The following is a 22,191-nucleotide window of genomic DNA, read 5'->3' as shown; positions in this document are numbered from 1 at the left end:
TCAGACGGCAATATCATTCGTTACAGCGACCAATTGGGAAAACGTTTGAGATGATCTTCTAATCGAAGTTTCCCTTCGCGCTTTTTGGCCCGTTCTGCTCTTTTCGCCGATAGCGTTAACGTTTTATTCGCGTTTGCTGAAAGACTAAAAGCGATACCGACTTCCTTGTTATCAACCCTACATTCTGATTTCAAATTCATACAAAATCCTTTTCAATTAAGAAAAACCGAAACGACCGAGTTCAAACTGAAATATCGCTGAACCCTCTAATCGTTCAAAAGTGACCCAGAATTATTAAACTTATTTGCTTTTGTGATGGGCCTCTCAATCTTGCAATTTAACATAACAAATATAATACGCACCAAATTTGTTAGAGCAATTTAGTAATGTCCGGTTTGAGCCATTTTAAAATGTCCTCCTAAGCTTACCTATATTGGTCTGCTTAGGAGTTATCCGGATGCTTATTACTATGAGTGAAAAAGATATTCAGCGATTCAAGGTGCTTACTGACGTACGTGAAAAACGACTACGTCAAGTTGACGCTGCTGTCATTTTGAATCTGTCTGCGCGTCATATCCGACGTTTGGTAAACCAACTTGTCTCTCTTGGCGCTCAAAGTCTTACACACGCAGCGCGTGGACGCCCAAGTAATCGACGCTACTCAGAACATTTCAGAATTGAAATACTGAAACTTATCCGTGAGCATTACTCTGACTTCTCACCAACGTTCGCTCTGGAAAAACTGACTGAACGACACAATCTATCCGTCTCTAAAGAAACACTCCGTCAATGGATGATCGCCGACGGACTGTGGCTTCCACATTCACAACGCAAACCTCGAGTCTATCAGCCTCGTTACCGTCGTGATTGCTTGGGTGAACTTATCCAAATTGACGGCTCCCATCATGACTGGTTTGAAGGCCGCAGCGACAAATGCTGCCTATTGGTGTTCATTGATGATGCGACTGGCCGTTTGATGAACCTAAGATTCAGCGAGACAGAATCCGCATTTGACTACATGTTGACCACGCGTGAATACCTCAATGAGCACGGTAAACCCATCGCATTTTACAGTGACAAGCACTCAATTTTTCGAGTGAATCAGGAGAAACACAAACAAGTTGGCCAAACTCAATACGGGCGCGTGTTGAAAGAACTGGCCATAGAACTCATCTGTGCCAACAGCTCCCAAGCCAAAGGCCGCGTTGAGCGAGCCAACCTCACGCTGCAAGACCGACTGGTTAAAGAGATGCGCTTACAAGGTATCGACACCATCGAACAAGCCAACGCCTGGCTTCCCTACTTCATCGCCGATTTTAACCATCGCTTTGCTAAGCCCGCTCAATACCCAAAAGACATGCATCGTCCGGTTCGAGAGTCCAAGCAAGAACTCGACGATATTTTCAGTTGGCAAGAAACCCGCAAGCTCTCAAAGTCGCTGACATTTCAATACGATAAGGTTATTTATCTCATTGAACCTACTGAAGAAAACAGCCGACTAGCGCACGAACATGTCAAGATACTCGACTACCCAAACGGTGAAATCGCCATCCAATACGGGCATCGAAAACTCGAATTCAAAACCTTCGACAAACTCGAGCACGTTCAACAAACCCAAATCGTCGACAACAAACGCCTCGGCCAAGTTTTAAAATTTGCTCAGCAACAACAAGAAGAATTCGAACAACAACAGCAACGAACCCGCAGTAAGAAAGCCCCCAAGCGCCGTGCACAACAAAGAGCCCTTCAAACAGCCCCTCGAGCCATCAACCCTGTCCTCATCGAACCATTCAAAGCCTCCAGTCGAAAGACCTAACAACGGGACATTTCTATTTGGGGCAAATGAGGACATTTTAAAATGGGATTGACAAAATTAAACTTTTGATTTTAATGGTTATTTTATTAAATTTAACGTTGCCTTTGTTTTTAATTTTAAATAATTAATCCATTAATTATTTTTATTGGGATTCTTTGATGTGCTATAAATTTTTCAAGGTTATTTGTTATCTCATTGTTATTTATCTGCTATTTTTGGTTACGCATTATATTTGTTATGTTAAGGGAAAAATCCCAAGGCACACTTAGCGTTTGAAATATCAGGCGACGACACGCTATACTTACCTGAGGTCTATAAGGTTAAAACACACGACATTGCTTACTCCTGTAGTGTCCAATGTCGTGTGTTTTTTCTAGGATTTAGAGTGTGTTAGAGGTGGTACTCTGACTATATAGCACTCGCAAAAAAGCCGACTTTCCAAGAGTAGTCGGCTTTTTTGTGTCTAAAAAACCGGCATTTGATTTCTTTTCCCGGTTGAGATAGGTTGAAATTTCACCGTTTGGACGGCCAATCCAAACACCCCAAAAACCTCTTGGACTTCAAAATATGACGCATTTGACTCAGCCTTGGCTTGGGCTAACGCTCAGGAGAATCCACTTTCTGCCTAACACCGCCTTTTTTGTCCCTCAGGATGAAGCGAGGTGTGTTTTAAACGTGGACGGTGAGTCTTATGAAAACGTTTAGCTCCTCCCCTCCCCCGTTCGATAAATCGAGTTACGATGCGCAGTATCGCTGTAAGCGTAAGGCTCGCAAACTGGATTTGATTGAATTGTATCAACGCGTCATTGAAGAAGAGAACGCGCGGAACCCTAAGACGCCTTTTGAGATCGGATTTAAGTCTCGCCGGTTGCTCCGAAGCGGTAAGGTAGAAACCCTGCCGCCAGAATACGCGCGGATCTTAAAAGGGTGTGAAGAATTTATTACCAACCCCAATCGTTTCCCGTCACTCAATGCATGGGGCGGTGAAGCGGTGAATAATGTCCAATGTCGCACCTTAATTGCGAAAGTATTAGCGTGCACTCTGCCGAACACAGACCTCATTGGCGGGCGCATCGGTTTGCCCACCGAAGCGGGATTGAAAACCATCAGCTACGACCAGCTTCAAGAAGATTATGCGTTGCGCTTTGGAGAGTTTATTTCGCCGAAGTCCTTTGCTAAAGCGGTGAAGTATCTAAAGCGTGCCAGCTATTTTCACAGTGAGCGGATCAATGTGTGTGTCGACCAAGACGAAGGGACGATACGCAGTGCACCCGCGTACAAACAGTTTACACCTCGCTTCTTTAATGACTTAAAAGTCGTGCGTTACACCAACATCAGCGAATTGATCCTCGCAACACGGGAACGCCAGACAAAGAAAGGACTGAGCTTTCAATGGCTCTCTTTCCGTAAGATAGCGTCAGGGATACAAGAGATCTTCAATGCGTCAACGTTAAACACCTATGCGCAATCAACCTCAGCCTTCTTTAGTGAGTATCAACCGGACCTGGCCCCTAATTAAAAAGACACGTTCGTCTCCGCGAAGGCGGAGGGATCAGCACGTCTGAACCTTAGCCTACCCTGCTCTATCTCTCATTTTTCTGGTTTCTCCCAACAGGTTATTCAGGGTTATCTTGCGCACGCAGTCTCATTCGGAAGGGATTTCTCTATTCACGGTTTTTTATAAGAAAGGCCGTGCAAGAAAGGAAGGATAAAAAAGACCGCTACAATGGCCATCAATAAGGGGCTGCGCTTATGAACACTACGTATAAAGATAAATAATTAAATCAATAGAAAAATAAATACTTAAGGACAAGCAAAAAAAACGGCGCGGCAACCTTCTTTTGTCATACGACAGGGACCTTCTTCGATTAAACGCTGAGTCAGGTGGCTCCCTTTCATCATCTCCTTACTTAACGTCCACCTTCATCCGGATGGTATGGCTTAGCAGGGCGAGGGTTTTTAGTGCTGTCAATATTGCAGCCTAAAAAGAGCAGTATGGCGCTGTGAGAGGCTTTCTTCTTAATTTCATTAAATGGTCACGGTTCTTATTCAGCCGCTTAAGCTTACTGCTTTACAAAATGAATGGCCCCTTGAATACTAAGATTAGCGTTTCGATTTATCAGCGTCAGAGGGTAATTCAAACTCAAGGAACATAAATTAGTATTACTTCGAGGTGTTTCTCTTCTTACGCTGTTAGCCTAGAAAAACACATGGGTTACTAGAAGAGAAAAGGACGGATATGACACTTCCTATTTTTCACTCAAACAACGTTCCACATTCTCAGTCGGATTATTTATCTGAGCTCTGGAGGAAGATTGAAAAAAATGAACGGCGTAATCAAAAGGCCGAGATCAAGGTCAATCAGCTTTTTTCTGAATACAAAGATAAACTGACTCCCTATGATAAAAAGCTCGACCATCTTCACTGTGCCTGGGTTAAGCACTTGATGTCATTTTTGACCTCAAAAAAACTCAAAACCAATATCCGCAATCGCTTGATGCAAGCGATTGAACAGGAGTTAATTGACTTGCTTGATCGCCCTTTTATCAATGATAGAGACAAAGTCGAGGCGTTATGCGAAGAGTATGAAACCTATCATAATAAAGTATTTCAGAAAGAGAAACAGCAAGCGCTCAATGCAGCTTGTCGAGAATTTGAAAACGGCATGAAGGAGATGTTCGGCGCTGATATTGATTTACCCCACAAAAAAATCCGTGAAATTCTGGCTTCTGGTGATCCATTCGCCATTGAAGCTTTTATCAGTGCCTTATGGGCCTCTTTTGTTAAACATAATAACGACTCATTTTCACCACGAGCCCAAAATGAGGACGATTGGGACGATTTTGAATTCGATTATTTTGAGAGTGAAGACGACGACGCGCTTAACATCAAAGAAATGTTCCGAGGTACTCAACTCAACAAAATGTACAAACGCATTGCGAGTGTTATCCATCCAGATAAAGAGTCTGACCCGTTAAAGAAAGAAGAGAAACATCGTTTAATGCAGAAACTGGCGGTGGCCAAACGAGAGAATGATGTGATGACCTTAGTCCGAATGCTGACAGAATATGTCCCCGATTCTGAGCACCTTCTTGATGAAACAACTTTAGTGAGAATGGAGCATTTGCTCGAAATGAAGCTCCTGGATTTAAATCGGGCCCACCGTGACATCTTTAGCCAACAAGGAGTTAAGTCTCAAGTCTGGAGACAATTCTCAGCACCAAGCAAGAAGAAGACGCAAGCCAAAATGGAAAAGTATCTTAAAATGATTGATGATTCGATAGTCTCGCTTGAAAAAAGAATAAGAAAAGTTAACAGTATCAATCAATTAAAAAAATATTTAGGATCTCTTACCTTCTATTGATTCTGTGTCTAGAAAAGAGGCTTAATCATGGTGGTTTAAGAGGTTCGAAATACCGCTTGCTCACCCTTCGACTGGCTTCGCCAGCTACGGGATTGCGACGAGCGGTGCCATTAAAGTTTGAGCAGGTATATGTTCGCGTTTCCCGTTAATTTTTGAATGCGCCTTATTATTTAAGCCTTAATACACGCTGATTACGCACTCAATTTAAAATCGTGAAAAACAGCTAGGAAGCTTCAATTAAAGAGAAAGAATAAATTCATGAGTCGAAACCTTAAGCACTATCAAGCCCTTGATGAGATCGTGACGAATGCGCTTCTCGCACTGTATTTAACCATGAGTCAACAAGGTGGATATTGGACAACGAAAATAAGAAATGAACTGTTGGTAAAATTCATCAAACCAAAAGTAAAACGGCCTCAGTTCTCGACATGTAAAAATGAACTCAAAACCATGCTCAGTATTGGCCGAAGTGTAACAGGCAACCTCGAACAAAAAATGTGGGAGGTAAATCAACTGAATCTCGGGTATCAAGCCAAGTTCTCACAGGCTGATGAACTCTATATCATGTTAACGGAATTATTTGAGCAGCATCAGTTTCCAACTATGTTGGAAGACCCCACAAAAGAAATGGAACGAGATACTCTTTACATGAAAGAAAAAAGCATAGAGCAAGGGTTTGATGAAGACAATAACCAGATAAAACCCCTGGCTATGACGGTGAAAACCCATCGGTTGGAAGCGTTAATTGAAGCGCTAAAAGCCAAAGGCTTTTATCGCGTTGAAGTTGACTCTGAAGAGAAAGATGAAGTCATTCACCTTTTATTGCACCGAGAGTGATAACGATTATACGATTGAATAGTGCCTTTCTATTTCTCGGTTTTACCTTGGGTAGACAATGTCCGACTAAATACCCATCTTCAACCTTGACTGAAAGCTTTCCCATATGACAACGCACCCAAAGCCAGTCTGACCAAATAGGTCATAAAGAGAGAGCTTTTCAATACGCAACTCTGGCTTACGCATGAACCTTTTAAAATTGGCATTAGCTAGGCTAGGTTTGCGCATAGGGTCCAATTCTCTTCTTCATTTTTCCACCTAAATCCGGATTTAGGTCTAGTATAATATACTGCGATACTCACCTTGTGACACGGAGCCTTCCATCCTAGTGGTAGGTGAAAATTTCACCCAAACCTTACGGACGCCAGTTTTCAATGCAGAGACACAATAAGAGTTTAGGACTATTCATACTTTTCTTTATGCAGACACATGCAATAATCAACATGCTATGACGAGGCTGATGGTTATATGAGATGTTCCGAAATACCCCCTTTGCTCTACATGGTTACTGAAACTCAACTTGAGAGTGCTCTATCCTCTATAGCCATCAATAACTTGCATATTTACTGTGCGTTTACTCATGAAAGTTTGAACACTAAATTAATCAAAGATATTCAGTACAGCCACTTTAAATCCATAAGCTTTAGCGACGCTCGAACTATTTACCCTAAAAAAGCATCATTCTCGGATGAAGATAGGCAATAACTCATTGATATTTAGAAAAATATGCCTAAGAGGGAATATTCACAACGCTATTTTTGGAGAAAACGTGTTTCGACAATTTTTGTGTATCTTATTGATTTGTAATATTATCTCAATTTAAATGTAAATGGACTCAACATGACCGAAATGATAAAAACTTTACTTAATATCCGCTCGCTTCGTGCGTTCTCTCGTGAATTAACACTTGAGGAACTTGAAGAAGCACTGAATAAGTTAACGACCGTCTTTCTTGAACGCCAAGAGAGCGAAGAAGTAGAGCGCGAAGCTCGTGCTGAACAAGAATCCAAAGTCGCTGAAATCGCAAAGCAAATCAAGGTCGATGGTGTTAATATTGAAGCTCTTATAGAAGCTCTAGCAGGTCAATCAAAGAATAAAATAAAAGGTAAACGTAAGCCTCGCCTTGCTAAATATAGTTACACAGACGGGAACGGCATAGAAAAAACCTGGACCGGTCAAGGTCGCACCCCTTCCATAATTCAAGAACAGCTTGATGCTGGAAAATCAATTGAGGATTTCTTGATCGCGAAATAGTCGCTTCTTTCAAAACCCTCACTACACCCCCCTCAATTAAGAGGCCCAGAATTCATATAGAAACTAACAGAGCCCTTGTTTAGGTTAGTTTCTATAGGGCAGTCAGCTCACTTTAAATATCTCTCCCATTGGCCAATCTTAAAATGAATGCGTGAACAGAAATCAACCTAGAGGCGTTAATTACGTCACTGGCCTCATCAGTACCGAAACACGAGAAAACACTTATGACTATTGCAGAACAATTGCGCCAACAAGGCGAGCAACGTGGCCGCCAAGAAGGACGTCAAGAAGGTCGCCAAGAAGGTCGCCAAGAAGCCCTCAAGGAGATGGCGCACAAGATGATGCTTAATGGTCTAGATCAGGAAGCCATTATGGATGTCACAGGATTGAATAAAGACGAACTAGCACAACTTTCTCATTAGCCGAGCAAGTAAATGGCCATCAATAAAGGACTGCGCGTGGGGAGATAAATAGTTAAATCAATAAAAAATAAGGATAAGAAAAAAAAACGGCGCGGGCACTTTCTTTTGTCATACGACAGGTCCCTTCTTCGATTAAACGCGGAGTCATGTGGAACCCTTTCATCACCTTCCCACTTAACGTCCACCTTCATCCGGATGGTATGACGTTGTACGAAACTTTTAGACTTTTCCTACCCATCGGCCTTATTGTTATCATATTCAGGTACTAATTGAGTGAGGGGAATTATCGCCTCACCCAACTTTCATTGTGACAACGTCATAAAAAAGACCGAAAGACTAAGGTTATTACCTTCCTTGAAGCCCTTATATAACGTTCTGGTCAAAGTTTTATAAAATATTCAACGTTTTACTGCCCACTTTTAAATCGACTCTCTTTATACCCAAACGATAAAGGTAAGAGAGTACGTCATTTTTAGAAACATTGTATTGACTACGATTTAGAAGTAATAAATATTCTTCTAACAAGTATGGAAAGTCGCTTAATCAACGCCCATGAGTAATGTCAATCTGAGTGATATGTCGGCCAAGCACGGCATTATTGTGAATCGTCCTATATTTATCGTTGGTTCATCCAATCAAGTCCCGCTTTAGACGTAAGAAACTACTCTGCTATCAATTCATTAGGAGCGACATCTTATCGCTATTAGAAAAACCAAAGCATCAAGGTTTGAACTAGCAACCTAGTGAATACGCTTTCATTATGTAATGATTTTACTTACAAAGTCATACTGTAAGAGACAAAAGATTCCGGAATAATACGTCAAATGGTCTGGGCTAAAACTTATATGGCGGTTCGTATCATTGGTGTTGAGTTTGGCTACACCAATTACGCAAACTACAAAAATAGTGCAGAATAGCTTTCGATAACATTAGCTGCAATATTCCAGAGTTTTGTCTATTTTAGCACTGCGATTGGCCATCTTCGATAACATCAAGATTTGGCCTGTACCAAAGCAAAAGGGTAACCAGCACTCTTTCTTTTGCGCTTACCGAACTCGTTGTCCAAATTTGAACTCGATGTGAGAGCCAGAGCGAATAATGAGAAAGCACTCGTCAATGGAGTGAACGTCACTGTTGAGTGCAAAGGCGGTAAGAGAAGAGCCACCATTTTAGTTGATAAGTGACATACAACATGTAACTGGCTTAGAACACGTTAAAGCTCTCTTTCATTACACTAGTAAGCACTCTAGCAGGGATTTTGTTTTGGTTCTTGTAACGGGACTGTTGCAAAAATACTGTACGGACCCTTTTTTTTAATCATCGTGGGCAACGCTTGGAACTCATATTTCTGTCATGGGTGCAGACAAAATAGGAAACAAGAACTTCCATCCTCATTGTTTGAGAAAGCATACTCTACTGTGACTATATACCTTAATGAAAAACGATTGGCGAGTTCTAGCATGCGCCAGATAAAGAGATCTATAAGATAGTTGAAGAGCCTATGTTAAATGACAGGAACAAAAGCGGCATTACCATTTTGATAACTCAAGATTAGCTTATCAAGATCCTTACATTGGCCAGTTACTTTTAATGAAATACCTACCCAAGGTAAATAAGCATGAATAAAATTAGCTTTTTAAAAATAAACAATACCATTATCGATGACATTATTGCGCTCTCAGTGGAAGAGTCTCAAAAACAACTCATTGCTAACAACGCAGAGTGGCTTGCAGAAGCCAGTTTTAACGACGATAGTATCAACTATGGTATTTACTTAAACGATAAACCTGCGGGCCTGATCTCTCTGATTGACCCTAGAATACTGGACACACACGATGAACACTTTCAAAAGGAGCATTTATATGTATGGCGCGTCATGATTGACCATCGTTTCCAAGGAAAGGGATTGGGGAGTCAAGCGATTAACTTCAGTAAGAAATACGCTTCCATTATCGGTTTAAAAGGCGTCTCCCTGACCACGATGGATAAAGAAAAAGGCAATGCGCTCTCTATTTATCAAAAACTTGGTTTTATACCAACGGGCAGAAGACTTGATGATGAAATTGAATTAATTTTTGGCTTAAAGGAATGAGTGAATAAACAAGTCAGATGGTGTGTCTGGGACGGCTATTTGGCCGCCTCATTTTATACTTAAACTGTAAATGTATTGAAGAGTTCATTCAAAAACGCTGATCCCTCGTGCACTCTCACCTCTGCCCGGTCACGGCTTAACCAAAAATCAAATTGACTCTTGTTCAATATCCGTAACCTTTAAAGACCTTGAATCGCTTCGATGAGCTTTTTGATTAGAGCATGGTCTGACTCTATCGCATTGTCATGGTGTAATTACTCTTAATTTTTTTGCTCATATTTTCAGCTATCATGCGCTAATCTAGAAAACGTTAAAGTTCCAGCTCAGTGCTCTAAAGATCGTAAAGCCTCACCTAGCAGGTCTTCTGGCGAAAGGTTAGAATGGGTGTTCATTATACTTTCGATTCTCCTTGTAGGAAAAGAATTACAAGTCTTCCCTCTACCATCAAAGTCCTCTTGTCTTCTGCCGTATGCAATGTACACATTAATGAGAGTACACTCCCTCTCTCTCACTGAGCAGGTAATTTTCCTGAGTTTTTTTTGAAGACCTTCAAACATTCTATCGAGGCTTTGGTCACTATTTGCCTTAGTAAAGTGGCCATAGACTTCAGAGATAGTGCTATTTATTGATAGCTCAAACCTATGTACTTCTTGTTTCATTTGAAATAACTCAAGTATTATTGGGATTTGTATTACACATACTATAACCAAAAACATTGAAAGTTATTGGTTAATCAATTTAGTCAGCTTTGGCTCTCTTTGTTATCAGCTCTTATCGACAAAGCTAATTGCTTGCAGTTACAAAATATATCATTGGAACTCGCCTTGAGTCGCGACGACGAGTAAAACTTCAGGTCTATGAAGCCTCTGGACATTTCCGAGTTACGTTCAGATTGGCGACTAAGTCGTTCGGACAAAATTTACTACTCCGAATCATACAATGTATCGGAAATTGGTAGACCAAACGCAATGCCCTACTAAAACATCAAATGATGTTTTAGTAGGGCTATCAGATTATATTACTATAGGTAAACGGCCCTTTAAGGTTACTAGAAAGCCCCTATTTCAATGCCACCACTGTCGTTTTCAGAAACCACAACATTCATCATGTGTAATGGGTTGGCATTCTCTGATGAACCTTGAGCTTCCCCAAGTGTAACTGACTTAGTTAGAACATCCGAAATACTACCTGTCGATATTTGAACAGTTGCAATTCGACCTTCTGCACGAGCGTAGTTATTCACACCGATACTATATACCCCGAGTTCGAGGCTGTCTCTGTCACAAGTGGCGAAGTAATGCTCTGGCCCATAGCCGCTGGTGTTATCAACATCTAACTCACCAACGTTACCTACCCTATTTTGGTAGTACACCTGCATCCCATTGGGTTCAAACGTATGCAAATCAACATCACCTAGACCATTCCAACTGAGTGTTGCTGTGAACGACCCTGTAGAAGCGATTGCTTCAGGAGTTTGTAATGACGCCAGCTCCGATTGGAGATCGTTTCTTATCATTCCAGCTGGTTGTAAAGAAGTATTTAAATAGGTTTGTATGAGAGTGTGACCAGATGGATCAACCTCTAAATGGCTGACTGGTATCGAGACATTTGTATCGGGCACTGTCCCTACAGCTCTTAAACCATTTATCACCAAATCGAGATCGGCTAGTGTATAAGGTCCATTCAGTTGTGGTGAAGCTGGTGCAATGTGGACTACCCCAAGATTAGATTCATCTAGGTTATCCAATTCCAATGCTGCGTTGTAGGCATTATTAGCAAAAAGATTACCTTGGGAGTGGGCGATAAACAGCATTTTTGCGCCCTGTGTGCCTAACGTCTGAATCCTCGTGTTATGACGAGCGTAATCGCTTGCTGTTGGCGGTGAAGAAAACAAATGACTAACAAGTGCAACTGTTTGGGATGATGCCCAGTCGTAAAGCTCAGTAAGTAGCCCCAACACCAAGTCACTAGGGGCGCTGACAATATTGTAGACTTTATCTAAGAAACCATCAGCTCCACCACCAGTAATTGCTGACCAAAAGATATCAAATCTACCGCCGAGATCGGGGTCTATTTCTTCCGCTCGCTGAATAAATACTTCTGCTATATCTTGAAACGCTGATGCACTAACCGATGAACCAGTTACGTTATAAAAAGTCTCGTATGCTACAGGCTCTGAATTGTACTCATTTCCAATTTGCTTTTGGAATTCAAATGTCGCTAATTTCGCTTCATTTTTTGTATTCCACACTCCATTAAAAAAGCCAACGACATACCCTGGTACTTCACAAACTGTTGCAGAACTTACATTGAAAGAGATTGACGCAGCTAAAGCGGTTATAATAATTTTTTTCATACATCATTCCACGCAATCGATATTAGATGGTAGGCGCGTCACAGTGCCATCAAGAGCTTCATTGAACGCTGAATATGCCGCTGCGCGCTCACGAGTGTTTGCTGTGTAATGTTCTATCGCTTTTAGAATTTGATGTGCATCGGCAGGGTTATCAAAAGCTAAACTCAAGCAACCGATAGCTACAGTAGACTCTTCATCAACTTGGAGGACTGCATCGATATCAGAATGATCAACAAGGACAGCTTCTTGGATAGTTCTGGCAATACTCTTAACTTGTGTCTTTTGACTTGCTGATAAGTTAGCCGCTTCAATATATGCCAATATATCGTCTCGAATGGCTTCGTTATTGGTGACTGAACCTGTAAGCGAATCACTAGTGTCTAAGTCTGGGTACGTTCCTGACGAAACTAACTGACTTAAAGCATCTGTAGGTGAATTGATTGGTGTTGCTGCATTTACATCATCGGCACTATCAGAGTCACCACCACATGCCGTTAGCAACATGATGGCACATATTGGTAAAGCTTCCCTTATTTTCAACTTCATTGTCTACTCCTTGATCATAAATGTTAAGTTACTAAAATATAAGAGATTAACGCCAAGTGCAACGAGTCCCATACCACCCTTGAGCCGACCAAGTTGCCGCTATAGAGACTGGCGTTACATTAATATACCTAGGTCCGTTACACTTATATCAATACAGTAGATGTGGTTTGCATAAGGAAAAGTAAGCCAAATCACAGGTTTCTGAAATGAGTAATCAATCGGTCGTAACTTCTAATGGGGCATTTTCGAGTTTCATGGCACACCTTTGGACAGAAGCTTTTTCTAATTTAGTAAATGATGCATTATCTCCGGTATGGAGGAGCCATCAGAAGAGCACGACCTTAGAGGTTAAGTTCATTGTCACTTATGAGAAGTGAAAAAGCCCACTAGCAGGGCTTTTGTTGCAAGTTGCCACATATGATGCAACGCGCTACAATTGACATCAACAAACAAATGACCAAGGTAATACATATGGCTACTACAAGCGTTAGACTTGATGAGAGCCTAGTAGATAGAGCTGCAACCATTGGAACAGCTTTAAATCGAACGACCCCCAAGCAAATTGAGCATTGGGCGAAAATAGGCAAGATCATGGAGGATAACCCTGACTTAACCTACGAGTTCGTACTGCAGGCAATCATCGCTAAAGCCGAATTAGAGCACGGGAATACGACCTCTTATGAATTTAGCGAAAGTAACAAAGATTGAGCAAACTACGACATTTGCCAAGACAGTAAAAAAGCTACACAAAAACCAAAAACAAGATCTAGATAAAGCAGTGAAAGAGGTTATAGAAAACCCTTTTATTGGCGTGATGAAGAAAGGCGATTTGTCTTTTCTTAGGGTGCACAAGTTTAAGATGAACAAGCAGCTCACCTTGCTTGGGTACAACTACGATGAATACGGGACGTTAGTCCTGACCTTAATGGCGTTGGGCAGTCATGAAAACTTTTATCGAGATGCATCCAGAACATTTAGATAACCAAAGCCTCGCCAAGCGCGAGGCTTTTTTATACCCCTCAAACACCTACAAACTGATTGAAAAAGAACTTAAGGTAGCTAACGCTGAAAGAAAGGTGGAATCTACCCCCGTGAAACATCACGGGGATTAACAGTATGAGAAGAGTGGATAAGTTTTAATATGGTAAAAACCCATGAACAGGGTGTGAATGAGTAAAAGGTCTAGCCAATAATGGGGCACTTTCGAGTTAGAAAGTGCCACAGATAAAGATTCAACCTATGAAAGTTCTGGCCAAAAGTAAGTTAATGCAATGAAACTCCCTAAACCTCAATAGATTAGAACAAGTATTTTAATATCTTAAACACTTGCTCACCGCTACCCCGGCTGCTCAGGGAAAACCTTTACATTAGTTGGTATTTGGTACCAATCTAGTTTTTCACTAACCCAAACATGTGCTTGAGGTTCGAAAATATCAGCTGCCGACATATCAGTTGGTTTTAACTTTAATTTAACCGTTTGCGGTGCATCTGGATTGAAATGGTAAATTCTGTTTCCACAATTTGGACAGAACATCGCGCAATTACGATTGCCACTATCAGCTAAACGTTCCCAAGTTTTCAGTTGACCAGAAAACTCTATTTTCTCGGCATCGACAACTGCTGTAATGCTAAATGGGCTGGTAGACAGTTTTTGGCACTCTGTACAGTGACAAGCAAAGACCATTAGTGGTTTTTCATACAAGTCATAGGTCACTTGCCCGCACTGACATGCTCCTATAAGTGGATATTCCATTTATCACTCCTCCTCACAACATGAGTGGCAGCTAACTCCGAATTAAGTAACGAGTAACACTACCGTCTAACCTAAGTCATTACATCGTAAATCAACTTGAATTAAAAATCCGAGAAGTGTGTCCCTTCCCCTAATTGTACGAGGAGTTTACCAAGGCCATAACACCTAACAGTATAAAAATACTACCAGACCACCTTGAGAAAAAATCAACCCAGTTACTTCTTGCTTGAAACTTTTTCTGTAGATGACTCGCCATCAAAACACTTAACAGATCAGCACTACTAAACAATAAATTCGTAACAACTCCCAAAATAAGCAGTTGGAGCCAAACAGCAACACTTCCTGCTTCATTCACAAACTGTGGGAGAAAAGCAAGATAGAAAATTGCGGCTTTAGGGTTCAGAATATCTACAATGACACTATCAATAAACGTTCTTTTAGGAGAGGTAAGATTGCTTTCACAAGAAGTAATACGTAATTTTTTTGATAGATAGATACGTTGGAAACCCAACCAAACAAGATAGAGAGCTCCTAGCTTTTGAATGGCAGAATAGAGAGAAGGATTAGCTAAAAGCACAGAAGACAAACCTAATACAGCTAAAATTACATGAAAATAACCTCCTATATGAAGGCCAAAAGCTGCCATAATTCCTACTTTCTTCCCTCCTGACACAGCTTGAGCAATACTGTAAAGCATTGCAGGACCGGGCATAAACGCATATAGCAACGTAACAAATAAGTAAGTAAACAGTTCTGTAATTGAAATCATTGTCCACCCTCCAAGCTATATTTAAAGCCAGAAAATGTTGAGGCTAACTCACTTACTACATTACGCGCCTCCTTCAAATTGTAATTACCTTGTAGAACGCCTGCGATTACCTCAGCTAAAACAACTATTTGACTTTGTGTAACCCCTAATCGAGTAATTTCTGTTGCACCAAAACGTATCCCAGATAACAACTCTCTATCTTCAGGAAGTGGGACTGCATTAGCAAAAACCCCAACATCAGCTAGACGGTAGCATGCTAAACGCGCACCTTCTTCTCGAGTCCATTTCACAACAACTTGATGAGTTTCAGTAAAGCCTTCATCAGAACAGAGCACCTCCAACCCGTGCGCCTGTAAATTACTAGCAAGTTGCCTAGCATTAAGTATCCCTTGAGCCATATATTCAAGGCCATATTCCTTTAATTCTAAGCATGAGACCGTCAGGGCAGCAATTCGATTAAGTTGATGTGAACCAGTTAGCTTTGGGAATATAGTCGTGCTAATCGGAGAAGAAAACTTTTCCGAATTCCAACAAATTACTCCTCCCTGAGGACCACTAAACGTCTTTCCTGTCGATGCAGTGTAGATATCAGCTCCCAAAGACAGAGGGTTTGGATAAACTCCACCAGCAATCAACCCTGCTTGATGTGAGCCATCAAAAAGTAACATCCCTCCCCAACGAGAAATAATGTCTTTTATCTCTTTTACAGGAAAGGGAAAAAGGTTGAGACCTGCCCCTAAACTCACTAATTTCGGGTGTCTAAACTTAGCCATGTATTCAAAGGCGTTTAAGTCAATTTCGAGGGTATTCGGATCCACAGGAAGATCTGAAATGGAATAGTTCAAGATCCCCGGGGGGCCTAAACTATGGTTACTTGAGTTACCACCATAAAATGTATTGAGGGTGGACATATCTGATACGTTGAAATGGTTTTTGAGAACTGCATAGACAACCGTATTAGCATGAAGCCCTCCTAAAAGCCTAGGGTCTGCATGATTGCATTCAAATAATTCCTTAAGTAATACTATGCAAAGTGCTTCTATTTCATCAGCTTGATCAAGCCCCGTAAAAAAGCGGTTATTTCGCCCAATAGAACCGCCTGAGGCTCTAGACCCCAAGTCACAACTTAGTAGTCCCCGAGCTTGTAAACTCATAGGGCCTTCTGCTGCCACAAGGTTTATTCCTGTCTTCACTCTCACAGTCTCGTGTCGCTCTATTAAAGCTCTTAATTTTTGATAGAGCTCTTTAGAAGTCGAACACCCAAGTAAGGCAGAAGCATCATTCAGAATATTCATGTCATGCATTTGTTTGCTGATAATCACTTTCTAACCTCCCTTCTCACGTATAACTGTTACGTGTGTTAGACAGATCCTTACCACAGAGCAGTAAGCTCGAATGTCTTGTGATATCTATGTTTGAGCCATCAATAAAGTCGCCCAAGTGTCGAAATGGATAAATTTCCGTATCCGTTGCCGTTACTCTAAAATTAATGCCAAACCGGTCATTATAAGATGTATTAGGAAGAGAACCATGCATGGTTCTTTCCGTGAAAATAACAAATTCCCCTTTTTTCATAGGGATCGTCACTATATCTTCTTGGCTCTCGTCTACACCCAATGTTTTTTTTTGCAGGTAATTTTGCAAGTTCAGCTCGAACATAGGCTTTAACATCCTCGAATGATTTCCCACTAATTTGATAATTTTCAAAAAGCCCACTGGTATCAACGTCCAATACTAGTGTGTAATTGTTCGCCCTTTCGACAACATCTTCGATTGTTTTACAGTCAATAAATGGATCATGCCAAAACTCAGATTCTGTCATTGGAACCATGGTTTTAGGATATTGTTTTTTATGTGAACCACGAATGAAACGCAACGGAGCGCAATCAAGCTCAACATCAGTAAGGGCGACCCAAACAGTTAAATTCCACCAACGATCCCGCCTTTCATGTTTAGGCCTTAAACTAGGCTTATTATTGCCAATTTCTTCACCATCGAAATCTCCCCACTCTTGGTGCCAACCTGTACCGTTTTCTCCAGATTTCTTGTGAAAAATTTTTGAGCGCCAAAGAGCTAAATCGTTTCCAATCAGAGACTGTAGCTTTGGGATCAAAGCTGAATCTGTGAGCAACTCTTTAATTTTCGTCGATACTAAATGCCAATCCCTGACAGAATAACGACCATACAGGGGATGCGGCTCTGGGCTTTGAGCTATCTCCCTAACTTCCGTTAAAACATCTTGAATTAATTCGACATTTGCGAACCTCGGTAATGGTCCTAAATAACCATCTCGGCGAAAAGACCTTATTTGCTCTCTCGTCAATCCTTTACTCTTGTCCATTGATTAGCTGCCTACCCTATGATGTTAAACAAAGAGCGTCGAACCTATCAGTCTTTATCGAATGGCCTAAAATTAATAATTAATAATTAATATTTAGAGAAAAGCGTTAGTTCTCGCGTACACTTATTCACAGAACTCCAAGTGTGACTCCCCAAAACACAAACTTCACCAAAAAACCTAATCTTAAAATTTGATGTACTTATGTTATTCCGACAGATATTTTAATCACCATTCCCAAAAATCCACTTCATATCTAAACCGTTCAACCTCCTTCTCGGTCAGTTCCGGTATTACTTTGATAGGTCTTCCTCTGCGTTTAGGGGGAGATTTCGTCGGCTTAGGTTTGGAGGCTCTCACTTTTCGAGTTTTAGGGTTATTCACAAGCTGGCCTGATAATATTCCACTAATAACTTCGCCTCAGCAGATTGCGATACTTGCACATCATCCACGTGAGCATAACGAAGCGTGGATGAAATACGCGTGTGACCCAACAGTTTCGACACCATCGGAATAGGGAACCCCTCTAACACCGCATAACTGGCAAAGGTATGACGCAAATCGTGAATGCGAACATCCTCGATATGGGCTAAGGCTCGCACCTGTTGCCAGACCATACTAACCTTAGTCGACCGACTCACAAAACGACGCAAAGGCATAAACACATCATCGTATGATTCGCTACGCTGTGTCCATGCTTGCTTTGGTATGTCTGAAAGGAGTTTCTGCGCTTCCTTGCCCACATACACCACCTTCGCACCCGTTTTGCTGTCCGGCAAGTGCCACTCCCTGCCTTTAACAAAAGACCATTGTAGGCCTGTTACCTCTGAAATTCGACACCCCGTTAACAGCACCAGTTTTAGCACCTGACAACAGCACGCTTCCAGATTACCTTGCTGGCTGACCACAGTTAATGCCTTATCCAATCGCGCTAACTCATCCAAACTCAAAAAACGATTGAGCTTTTTTTTTGCGACTTTGCTTGAGACCCTCACAAGGGTTTTCCATGCAATAACCTTGCTTCACCGCATATTTGAAGATAGAACGAAGCACATCAAGATTACGGTTGGCAGCCCCTGCGTAATTCTGGCTGAGTTCATCAAACCAACGATGCACATGAAACGAATCAATACGGCTGACAGGAAAACGTCCAAACTCGGGCAACAAATGCCTTCTTAAGGCGCTCGACGCTGTCCCTTGTGTACTCAGTTTCCATCCCTTGCAGACCTTATCCGTCCATTCTTCTTTCACCAAAGCATCAAAGCGAATTAACCGTATCGGTTTCGTCTCTTTTTCTAAAAAAGAAGACTGTAAAGCTTGCACGTGTTGTCTGGCTTGTTTTAGGGTGAATTGTCCCACGGCCGCTAACGTCTTATTGGGAATGGGTAGATAAGTCACATAGAAACGGCGATCATCGGCATAGACTCTAACCCCTAACGCGGGAATTTTGGTATCCCACACCGTATACGTTCGAGTTTTTGAATGAAGAGATTGAATCACTTTAGAAGTGAATAACAGTGACTTCATGAGCGCATCCCCTTAACGAGTACACCCGACACATGAGAGGCCGCCTGACACACGTCCTCACGTCCCAAATGCGCATACTTTAGCGTCGTTTCCGCTTCAGCATGCCCCAAAAGACGACTCAGCACGATCACGTTCACCTTCGACTGAATGGCAATACTGGCGTAGGGTGTGGTCAAAAATTGAAAATACAGGGGCATTTTTGGAACACTTTCCAATTAGTCTTTGTTTTCACTAAGAGGCTAAATTATCGATGAAAAACGCCCCTATTGGAAGGGGTTGGGGTGTAGATTTGACCACACTGTTTTTACATTAACGCCAAGTTACTCTTATACAGGGGCACTTTCACCCCAAAAATACAGGCTAGAAATGAAAAAATTCTAGAACGCACCATCGCATCAAACCAATCAAATATCCTTTTATATACTGGAGGCATTTCGTGAACAGTATCTAATCCTGATTTTCATTATAAACCCTTAACGAATATAAATTAAATGTAAATAATTAGCTCTTAGCCTTTGTGTTAACTTATAAAATAATAAGTAACTATCTACTTACTCTGGCAATAAGTAACAAAACAATAAGGGAATTCTTCATGGAAAGACAAATAAAACTATTTTCACTGAAGAGAAAAGGAGCAGCAGTCCCTAAAGTAAACATAATTAGTATCAAATCAACTTTCTCATGAAGACGAAGCTTCTGGGTTTAAAGATACTTAATTTCAATTAATTTTGGTCGTTAAAATTATGGTTTTTCTTATAAAAAAGAGTGCGTTGCTATGAAAAATGAAAAGTCAGTGAAAACAATTCAAAAAAAATCGAAGTTTAGAGACTATTTACGCTATCTGCGGATTAAATTTAAAAGGTATAATTTTAAAAGTGGAAAAAATAAAAATGCATCTCTCGATGTGAGACACCTTTCTGACCATTTAAAAAAAGACATTGGTATATATGATAAAGACCACTAACATCATTAATATCTCTTCGTACTCTTGTCTTACTCGTTGTGTCACAAAGTTTAGTTGCACTACATGCGCACTGATTTTTAGAGGCAATTAGGCTGCTGTCTGCAAAATGTCTCCCAAAAAGATAATCCTTCAGGATTATATGAGCTGTCCATTTTAATTATCGACCATAGTTCCACTCCTACAAGGGTGGAACTAGCTTCCTCATCAGGTTTCCATTCCGGGCACTGATACATCTTACCTTGCCAGTGACTTTGCTCAACGATTAGACAATGGTCAATATTGTGTAGAGACAGATAGAAAAGGAGTACTTCTTTGATTTCATCATCAATGCTACAGGAATACAACGTTCACTCGATAGAAGCAATCCGGTACTTGATAGCCTGCTAAGTCAGAAACTGGTGATATTCAAATGGGCTTGTATGCTCTTGGGCGGATAACTTGTGGTGATTTTTACATAGTCAATAACATAGATATGATTAATAACCAAATCTCCACTTTATTGTCATCCTTCAAGCTAAAAAAAGGGGAAACCAAAACATGTATCTAGCCTCATTCATAGCTTTGGTTGGCTCGCTCTTATTTACATATTTCGAGATACCACTAGGTGTAATGTTCGGTGCCCTGATTGCTCTTTTGTTAACGGTAAAAACAGGGTTTACTCTAGCTCTTCCCAAAAGCACATTGACCGGAGTACAGTTAATCCTTGGTGCCACAGTGGGCTCAATCGTCCCTATGCAGACTCTTTCCAAGGGTTATCCGATATTACTTTTTGTGGGACTCGTCCTTTGTATGTCCGCACAAGTTCTCACCTCGTATCTCTGGCTTTCTAAGCGAGAGAAATGGTCAAAATATGAAAGCCTACTTGGGGCGGTCCCGGGAGCGATGGCCGCGGTTCTTGTCATTAATGAAAATCACAATTCACCTTCTAGTAAAGTGATTTTCACTCACACAGTTCGACTCATTTTCTTAATCATAGCTTCCGCTCTTCTTGTCTCAGCGGACAATTCACCAGTTCCTGGGCCGGCTATTTCCTTAGACAACCTTTGGATACTTCTCCCACTTTTCCTCGCCTACTTTTCAGGTTTGCTTCTCGATAAAATTGGTACTCCAGCACCGTATATGGTGACTGGGATGTTAGCAACTATGTTTGTGAACTCTGAGTTACCGTCATACAACTTTCTTGTCCCGACAGAGCTTGTTTTTATTGCAACATCCGCTCTAGGGGCATTAATTGGGATTCGTCTAAAAGATATAACCGTTGTAGATATCTTCTCTTATGCGCGAGCTGGGATTATTGCTACAACGTTAAGTCTTACAGTCACAGTTGTTTTTGCATATATATTCAGCAAGCTAATTGATAAGGAGTTCATCGTACTCTTGATGTCGTGGGTTCCGGGCAGTGTGGAGTCTATGACTGTCGCTGCCATTTATCTTGGACTAGAGCCTGCATTAATAATGCTTAGTCATATCATTCGCATGATAATGCTTCATTCTATCCCTCTCGGCTTCAATATTTATAAGTATTTACGGAGACAATTATGAAATGGGACATTGGTGTTGGCTTGGTTTCATTAAAAAACCTCAGTTAAGACTGGTTTTTTGCTTTTTCCATTCCTAATAAGCTCTTTTCACTTAAATGCATTTAATTTACCTATTGAAAGAAATTCAACTGGAACTTCCGTTCTTCAACGGTATCCAGTCTGTACTTTGTAGTATTGAAGAGCGGAGTTACGCTGCTTCTATCTAAAAACATCAGAAACAATAAAGCTTGAGAAGTACAATATCCTCTCATCATTTTTTGCTTTGAACACATTATTCATCATCGGTAAATCTATCTAATTTCTATTTAGACCGTCAACCTCCTTCGGTAATCACACCACTCCCAAAAAGTGAACACTAAGGCGATCTTTTCCCAGAGCACACCCAGAGCACAGTCCCAATGCATGGCGGCATAACACGTCTCTGGACAAAAGTTTGTTAGGCGATTTACTCTATTTAGACCATTACGTATTAGAAAAAATATAGGTATTACACGATATATTTTGGTTATCACTCCTCAAGGTATGCTCAATATTTACACATAGAAAGACTGTGCTATTCAATAGGCAATCTCTAAACATCGCCAGCAACCACGACATCATAATGTATGGGTT

The 22,191-nt window shown here is 41.1% G+C and carries 20 protein-coding genes and 2 pseudogenes; 11 read left to right on the top strand and 11 right to left on the bottom strand.

Going from position 1 to position 22,191, the window contains the following annotated elements; translation table 11 throughout:
• Nucleotides 1-20: 20 nt before the first annotated feature.
• The gene (locus tag BCU07_RS22990) at nucleotides 21-200 is read right to left on the bottom strand and encodes a TraY domain-containing protein (RefSeq protein WP_016800598.1); all 180 of its coding nucleotides are present in this window, start codon (nucleotides 198-200) and stop codon (nucleotides 21-23) included.
• Between the two features lie 269 nt (nucleotides 201-469).
• Here BCU07_RS22990 and BCU07_RS22985 point away from each other — a divergent pair, with 269 nt between their 5' ends.
• The 7 genes and pseudogenes from BCU07_RS22985 (at nucleotide 470) to BCU07_RS22955 (ending at nucleotide 9,785) form a co-directional block, all read left to right on the top strand.
• Complete coding sequence (locus BCU07_RS22985) at nucleotides 470-1,816, top strand: ISNCY family transposase (protein ID WP_102427886.1); 1,347 nt, start codon at nucleotides 470-472, stop codon at nucleotides 1,814-1,816.
• 691 nt (nucleotides 1,817-2,507) lie between these two features.
• Nucleotides 2,508-3,335: a hypothetical protein gene (locus BCU07_RS22980; protein ID WP_102428374.1), complete on the top strand. Its 828-nt coding sequence runs from the start codon at nucleotides 2,508-2,510 to the stop codon at nucleotides 3,333-3,335.
• A 720-nt stretch (nucleotides 3,336-4,055) separates the two neighbouring features.
• Complete coding sequence (locus tag BCU07_RS22975) at nucleotides 4,056-5,180, top strand: hypothetical protein (RefSeq protein ID WP_102428375.1); 1,125 nt, start codon at nucleotides 4,056-4,058, stop codon at nucleotides 5,178-5,180.
• A gap of 258 nt (nucleotides 5,181-5,438) precedes the next feature.
• A complete protein-coding gene (locus BCU07_RS22970) occupies nucleotides 5,439-6,017 on the top strand; it encodes a DUF2913 family protein (protein ID WP_017104238.1) in 579 nt (192 codons plus the stop codon).
• An 840-nt stretch (nucleotides 6,018-6,857) separates the two neighbouring features.
• A complete protein-coding gene (locus tag BCU07_RS22965) occupies nucleotides 6,858-7,271 on the top strand; it encodes an H-NS family nucleoid-associated regulatory protein (protein WP_069592252.1) in 414 nt (137 codons plus the stop codon).
• Nucleotides 7,272-7,435: 164 nt separating this feature from the next.
• A pseudogene (locus BCU07_RS22960) lies at nucleotides 7,436-7,693 on the top strand (ISNCY family transposase); the annotation flags it as partial.
• Between the two features lie 1,618 nt (nucleotides 7,694-9,311).
• Nucleotides 9,312-9,785: a GNAT family N-acetyltransferase gene (locus BCU07_RS22955; protein ID WP_016800590.1), complete on the top strand. Its 474-nt coding sequence runs from the start codon at nucleotides 9,312-9,314 to the stop codon at nucleotides 9,783-9,785.
• Between the two features lie 59 nt (nucleotides 9,786-9,844).
• On the opposite strand, the pseudogene BCU07_RS22950 reads toward BCU07_RS22955, so the two are convergent.
• The 3 genes and pseudogenes from BCU07_RS22950 to BCU07_RS22940 all read right to left on the bottom strand — a co-directional run.
• Nucleotides 9,845-10,030: pseudogene (locus tag BCU07_RS22950) on the bottom strand (IS6 family transposase); the annotation flags it as partial.
• A gap of 803 nt (nucleotides 10,031-10,833) precedes the next feature.
• Entirely contained in the window at nucleotides 10,834-12,141 is a 1,308-nt protein-coding gene (locus tag BCU07_RS22945) for a YfaP family protein (protein ID WP_229648405.1), read from the bottom strand.
• Between the two features lie 3 nt (nucleotides 12,142-12,144).
• A complete protein-coding gene (locus BCU07_RS22940; RefSeq protein ID WP_017100441.1) occupies nucleotides 12,145-12,687 on the bottom strand; it encodes a hypothetical protein in 543 nt (180 codons plus the stop codon).
• A gap of 471 nt (nucleotides 12,688-13,158) precedes the next feature.
• Here BCU07_RS22940 and BCU07_RS22935 point away from each other — a divergent pair, with 471 nt between their 5' ends.
• Both BCU07_RS22935 and BCU07_RS22930 read left to right on the top strand, forming a co-directional pair.
• The gene (locus tag BCU07_RS22935; RefSeq protein WP_017100443.1) at nucleotides 13,159-13,395 is read left to right on the top strand and encodes a TA system antitoxin ParD family protein; all 237 of its coding nucleotides are present in this window, start codon (nucleotides 13,159-13,161) and stop codon (nucleotides 13,393-13,395) included.
• Nucleotides 13,367-13,669: a type II toxin-antitoxin system RelE/ParE family toxin gene (locus tag BCU07_RS22930; protein WP_017100444.1), complete on the top strand. Its 303-nt coding sequence runs from the start codon at nucleotides 13,367-13,369 to the stop codon at nucleotides 13,667-13,669. Before BCU07_RS22935 ends, BCU07_RS22930 begins: the two co-directional genes overlap by 29 nt.
• A 354-nt stretch (nucleotides 13,670-14,023) precedes the next feature.
• Here the strand turns inward: BCU07_RS22930 and BCU07_RS22925 are convergent, their stop codons facing one another.
• The 7 genes from BCU07_RS22925 to BCU07_RS22895 all read right to left on the bottom strand — a co-directional run bounded on the left by BCU07_RS22925 (nucleotide 14,024) and on the right by BCU07_RS22895 (nucleotide 19,074).
• Nucleotides 14,024-14,440, bottom strand: a complete 417-nt coding sequence (locus BCU07_RS22925; RefSeq protein WP_017102639.1) for a GFA family protein — start codon at nucleotides 14,438-14,440, stop codon at nucleotides 14,024-14,026.
• A gap of 130 nt (nucleotides 14,441-14,570) precedes the next feature.
• Nucleotides 14,571-15,209 (bottom strand): LysE family translocator, encoded by a 639-nt coding sequence (locus BCU07_RS22920; protein WP_017102638.1) that lies wholly within the window; start codon nucleotides 15,207-15,209, stop codon nucleotides 14,571-14,573.
• Nucleotides 15,206-16,531, bottom strand: coding sequence for a hypothetical protein (locus tag BCU07_RS22915; protein WP_017102637.1), 1,326 nt, complete (start codon nucleotides 16,529-16,531; stop codon nucleotides 15,206-15,208). Before BCU07_RS22915 ends, BCU07_RS22920 begins: the two co-directional genes overlap by 4 nt.
• 16 nt (nucleotides 16,532-16,547) lie before the next feature.
• On the bottom strand, nucleotides 16,548-16,784 hold the full coding sequence (locus tag BCU07_RS22910) for a phytanoyl-CoA dioxygenase family protein (protein ID WP_240798339.1): 237 nt from the start codon (nucleotides 16,782-16,784) through the stop codon (nucleotides 16,548-16,550).
• Entirely contained in the window at nucleotides 16,726-17,550 is an 825-nt protein-coding gene (locus BCU07_RS22905; RefSeq protein WP_241910052.1) for a phytanoyl-CoA dioxygenase family protein, read from the bottom strand. The genes BCU07_RS22910 and BCU07_RS22905 overlap by 59 nt, the downstream gene beginning before the upstream one ends.
• Before the next feature lie 377 nt (nucleotides 17,551-17,927).
• On the bottom strand, nucleotides 17,928-18,542 hold the full coding sequence (locus BCU07_RS22900) for a site-specific integrase (RefSeq protein WP_413286183.1): 615 nt from the start codon (nucleotides 18,540-18,542) through the stop codon (nucleotides 17,928-17,930).
• Nucleotides 18,484-19,074: a phage integrase central domain-containing protein gene (locus tag BCU07_RS22895; RefSeq protein WP_229648402.1), complete on the bottom strand. Its 591-nt coding sequence runs from the start codon at nucleotides 19,072-19,074 to the stop codon at nucleotides 18,484-18,486. Before BCU07_RS22895 ends, BCU07_RS22900 begins: the two co-directional genes overlap by 59 nt.
• A 775-nt stretch (nucleotides 19,075-19,849) precedes the next feature.
• Here BCU07_RS22895 and BCU07_RS22890 point away from each other — a divergent pair.
• Together BCU07_RS22890 and BCU07_RS22885 are read left to right on the top strand one after the other, a co-directional pair.
• Nucleotides 19,850-20,038 carry a hypothetical protein gene (locus BCU07_RS22890; protein ID WP_017101218.1) on the top strand — a complete coding sequence of 63 codons (189 nt, stop codon included), beginning with the start codon at nucleotides 19,850-19,852 and terminating at the stop codon, nucleotides 20,036-20,038.
• A 537-nt stretch (nucleotides 20,039-20,575) separates the two neighbouring features.
• A complete protein-coding gene (locus tag BCU07_RS22885) occupies nucleotides 20,576-21,580 on the top strand; it encodes an AbrB family transcriptional regulator (RefSeq protein WP_017101219.1) in 1,005 nt (334 codons plus the stop codon).
• The last annotated feature ends 611 nt before the right edge of the window (nucleotides 21,581-22,191 follow it).

It is taken from the genome of Vibrio sp. 10N.261.54.E10 (assembly GCF_002877735.2).
Lineage (GTDB): Bacteria > Pseudomonadota > Gammaproteobacteria > Enterobacterales > Vibrionaceae > Vibrio > Vibrio crassostreae_C.
This window is presented reverse-complemented; position numbering and strand designations above follow the sequence as displayed.

Bases quoted from the DNA above. Each gene is read 5' to 3' on its own strand.
- BCU07_RS22890 (WP_017101218.1), top strand. From the start codon at position 19,850: ATGAAAAATGAAAAGTCAGTGAAAACAATTCAAAAAAAATCGAAGTTT.
- BCU07_RS22980 (WP_102428374.1), top strand. From the start codon at position 2,508: ATGAAAACGTTTAGCTCCTCCCCTCCCCCGTTCGATAAATCGAGTTAC.
- BCU07_RS22905 (WP_241910052.1), bottom strand. From the start codon at position 17,550: ATGGACAAGAGTAAAGGATTGACGAGAGAGCAAATAAGGTCTTTTCGC.
- BCU07_RS22920 (WP_017102638.1), bottom strand. From the start codon at position 15,209: ATGATTTCAATTACAGAACTGTTTACTTACTTATTTGTTACGTTGCTA.
- BCU07_RS22895 (WP_229648402.1), bottom strand. From the start codon at position 19,074: ATGAAGTCACTGTTATTCACTTCTAAAGTGATTCAATCTCTTCATTCA.
- BCU07_RS22975 (WP_102428375.1), top strand. From the start codon at position 4,056: ATGACACTTCCTATTTTTCACTCAAACAACGTTCCACATTCTCAGTCG.
- BCU07_RS22935 (WP_017100443.1), top strand. From the start codon at position 13,159: ATGGCTACTACAAGCGTTAGACTTGATGAGAGCCTAGTAGATAGAGCT.
- BCU07_RS22955 (WP_016800590.1), top strand. From the start codon at position 9,312: ATGAATAAAATTAGCTTTTTAAAAATAAACAATACCATTATCGATGAC.
- BCU07_RS22970 (WP_017104238.1), top strand. From the start codon at position 5,439: ATGAGTCGAAACCTTAAGCACTATCAAGCCCTTGATGAGATCGTGACG.
- BCU07_RS22940 (WP_017100441.1), bottom strand. From the start codon at position 12,687: ATGAAGTTGAAAATAAGGGAAGCTTTACCAATATGTGCCATCATGTTG.
- BCU07_RS22985 (WP_102427886.1), top strand. From the start codon at position 470: ATGAGTGAAAAAGATATTCAGCGATTCAAGGTGCTTACTGACGTACGT.
- BCU07_RS22965 (WP_069592252.1), top strand. From the start codon at position 6,858: ATGACCGAAATGATAAAAACTTTACTTAATATCCGCTCGCTTCGTGCG.
- BCU07_RS22910 (WP_240798339.1), bottom strand. From the start codon at position 16,784: ATGAAAAAAGGGGAATTTGTTATTTTCACGGAAAGAACCATGCATGGT.
- BCU07_RS22885 (WP_017101219.1), top strand. From the start codon at position 20,576: ATGTATCTAGCCTCATTCATAGCTTTGGTTGGCTCGCTCTTATTTACA.
- BCU07_RS22930 (WP_017100444.1), top strand. From the start codon at position 13,367: ATGAATTTAGCGAAAGTAACAAAGATTGAGCAAACTACGACATTTGCC.
- BCU07_RS22925 (WP_017102639.1), bottom strand. From the start codon at position 14,440: ATGGAATATCCACTTATAGGAGCATGTCAGTGCGGGCAAGTGACCTAT.
- BCU07_RS22945 (WP_229648405.1), bottom strand. From the start codon at position 12,141: ATGAAAAAAATTATTATAACCGCTTTAGCTGCGTCAATCTCTTTCAAT.
- BCU07_RS22990 (WP_016800598.1), bottom strand. From the start codon at position 200: ATGAATTTGAAATCAGAATGTAGGGTTGATAACAAGGAAGTCGGTATC.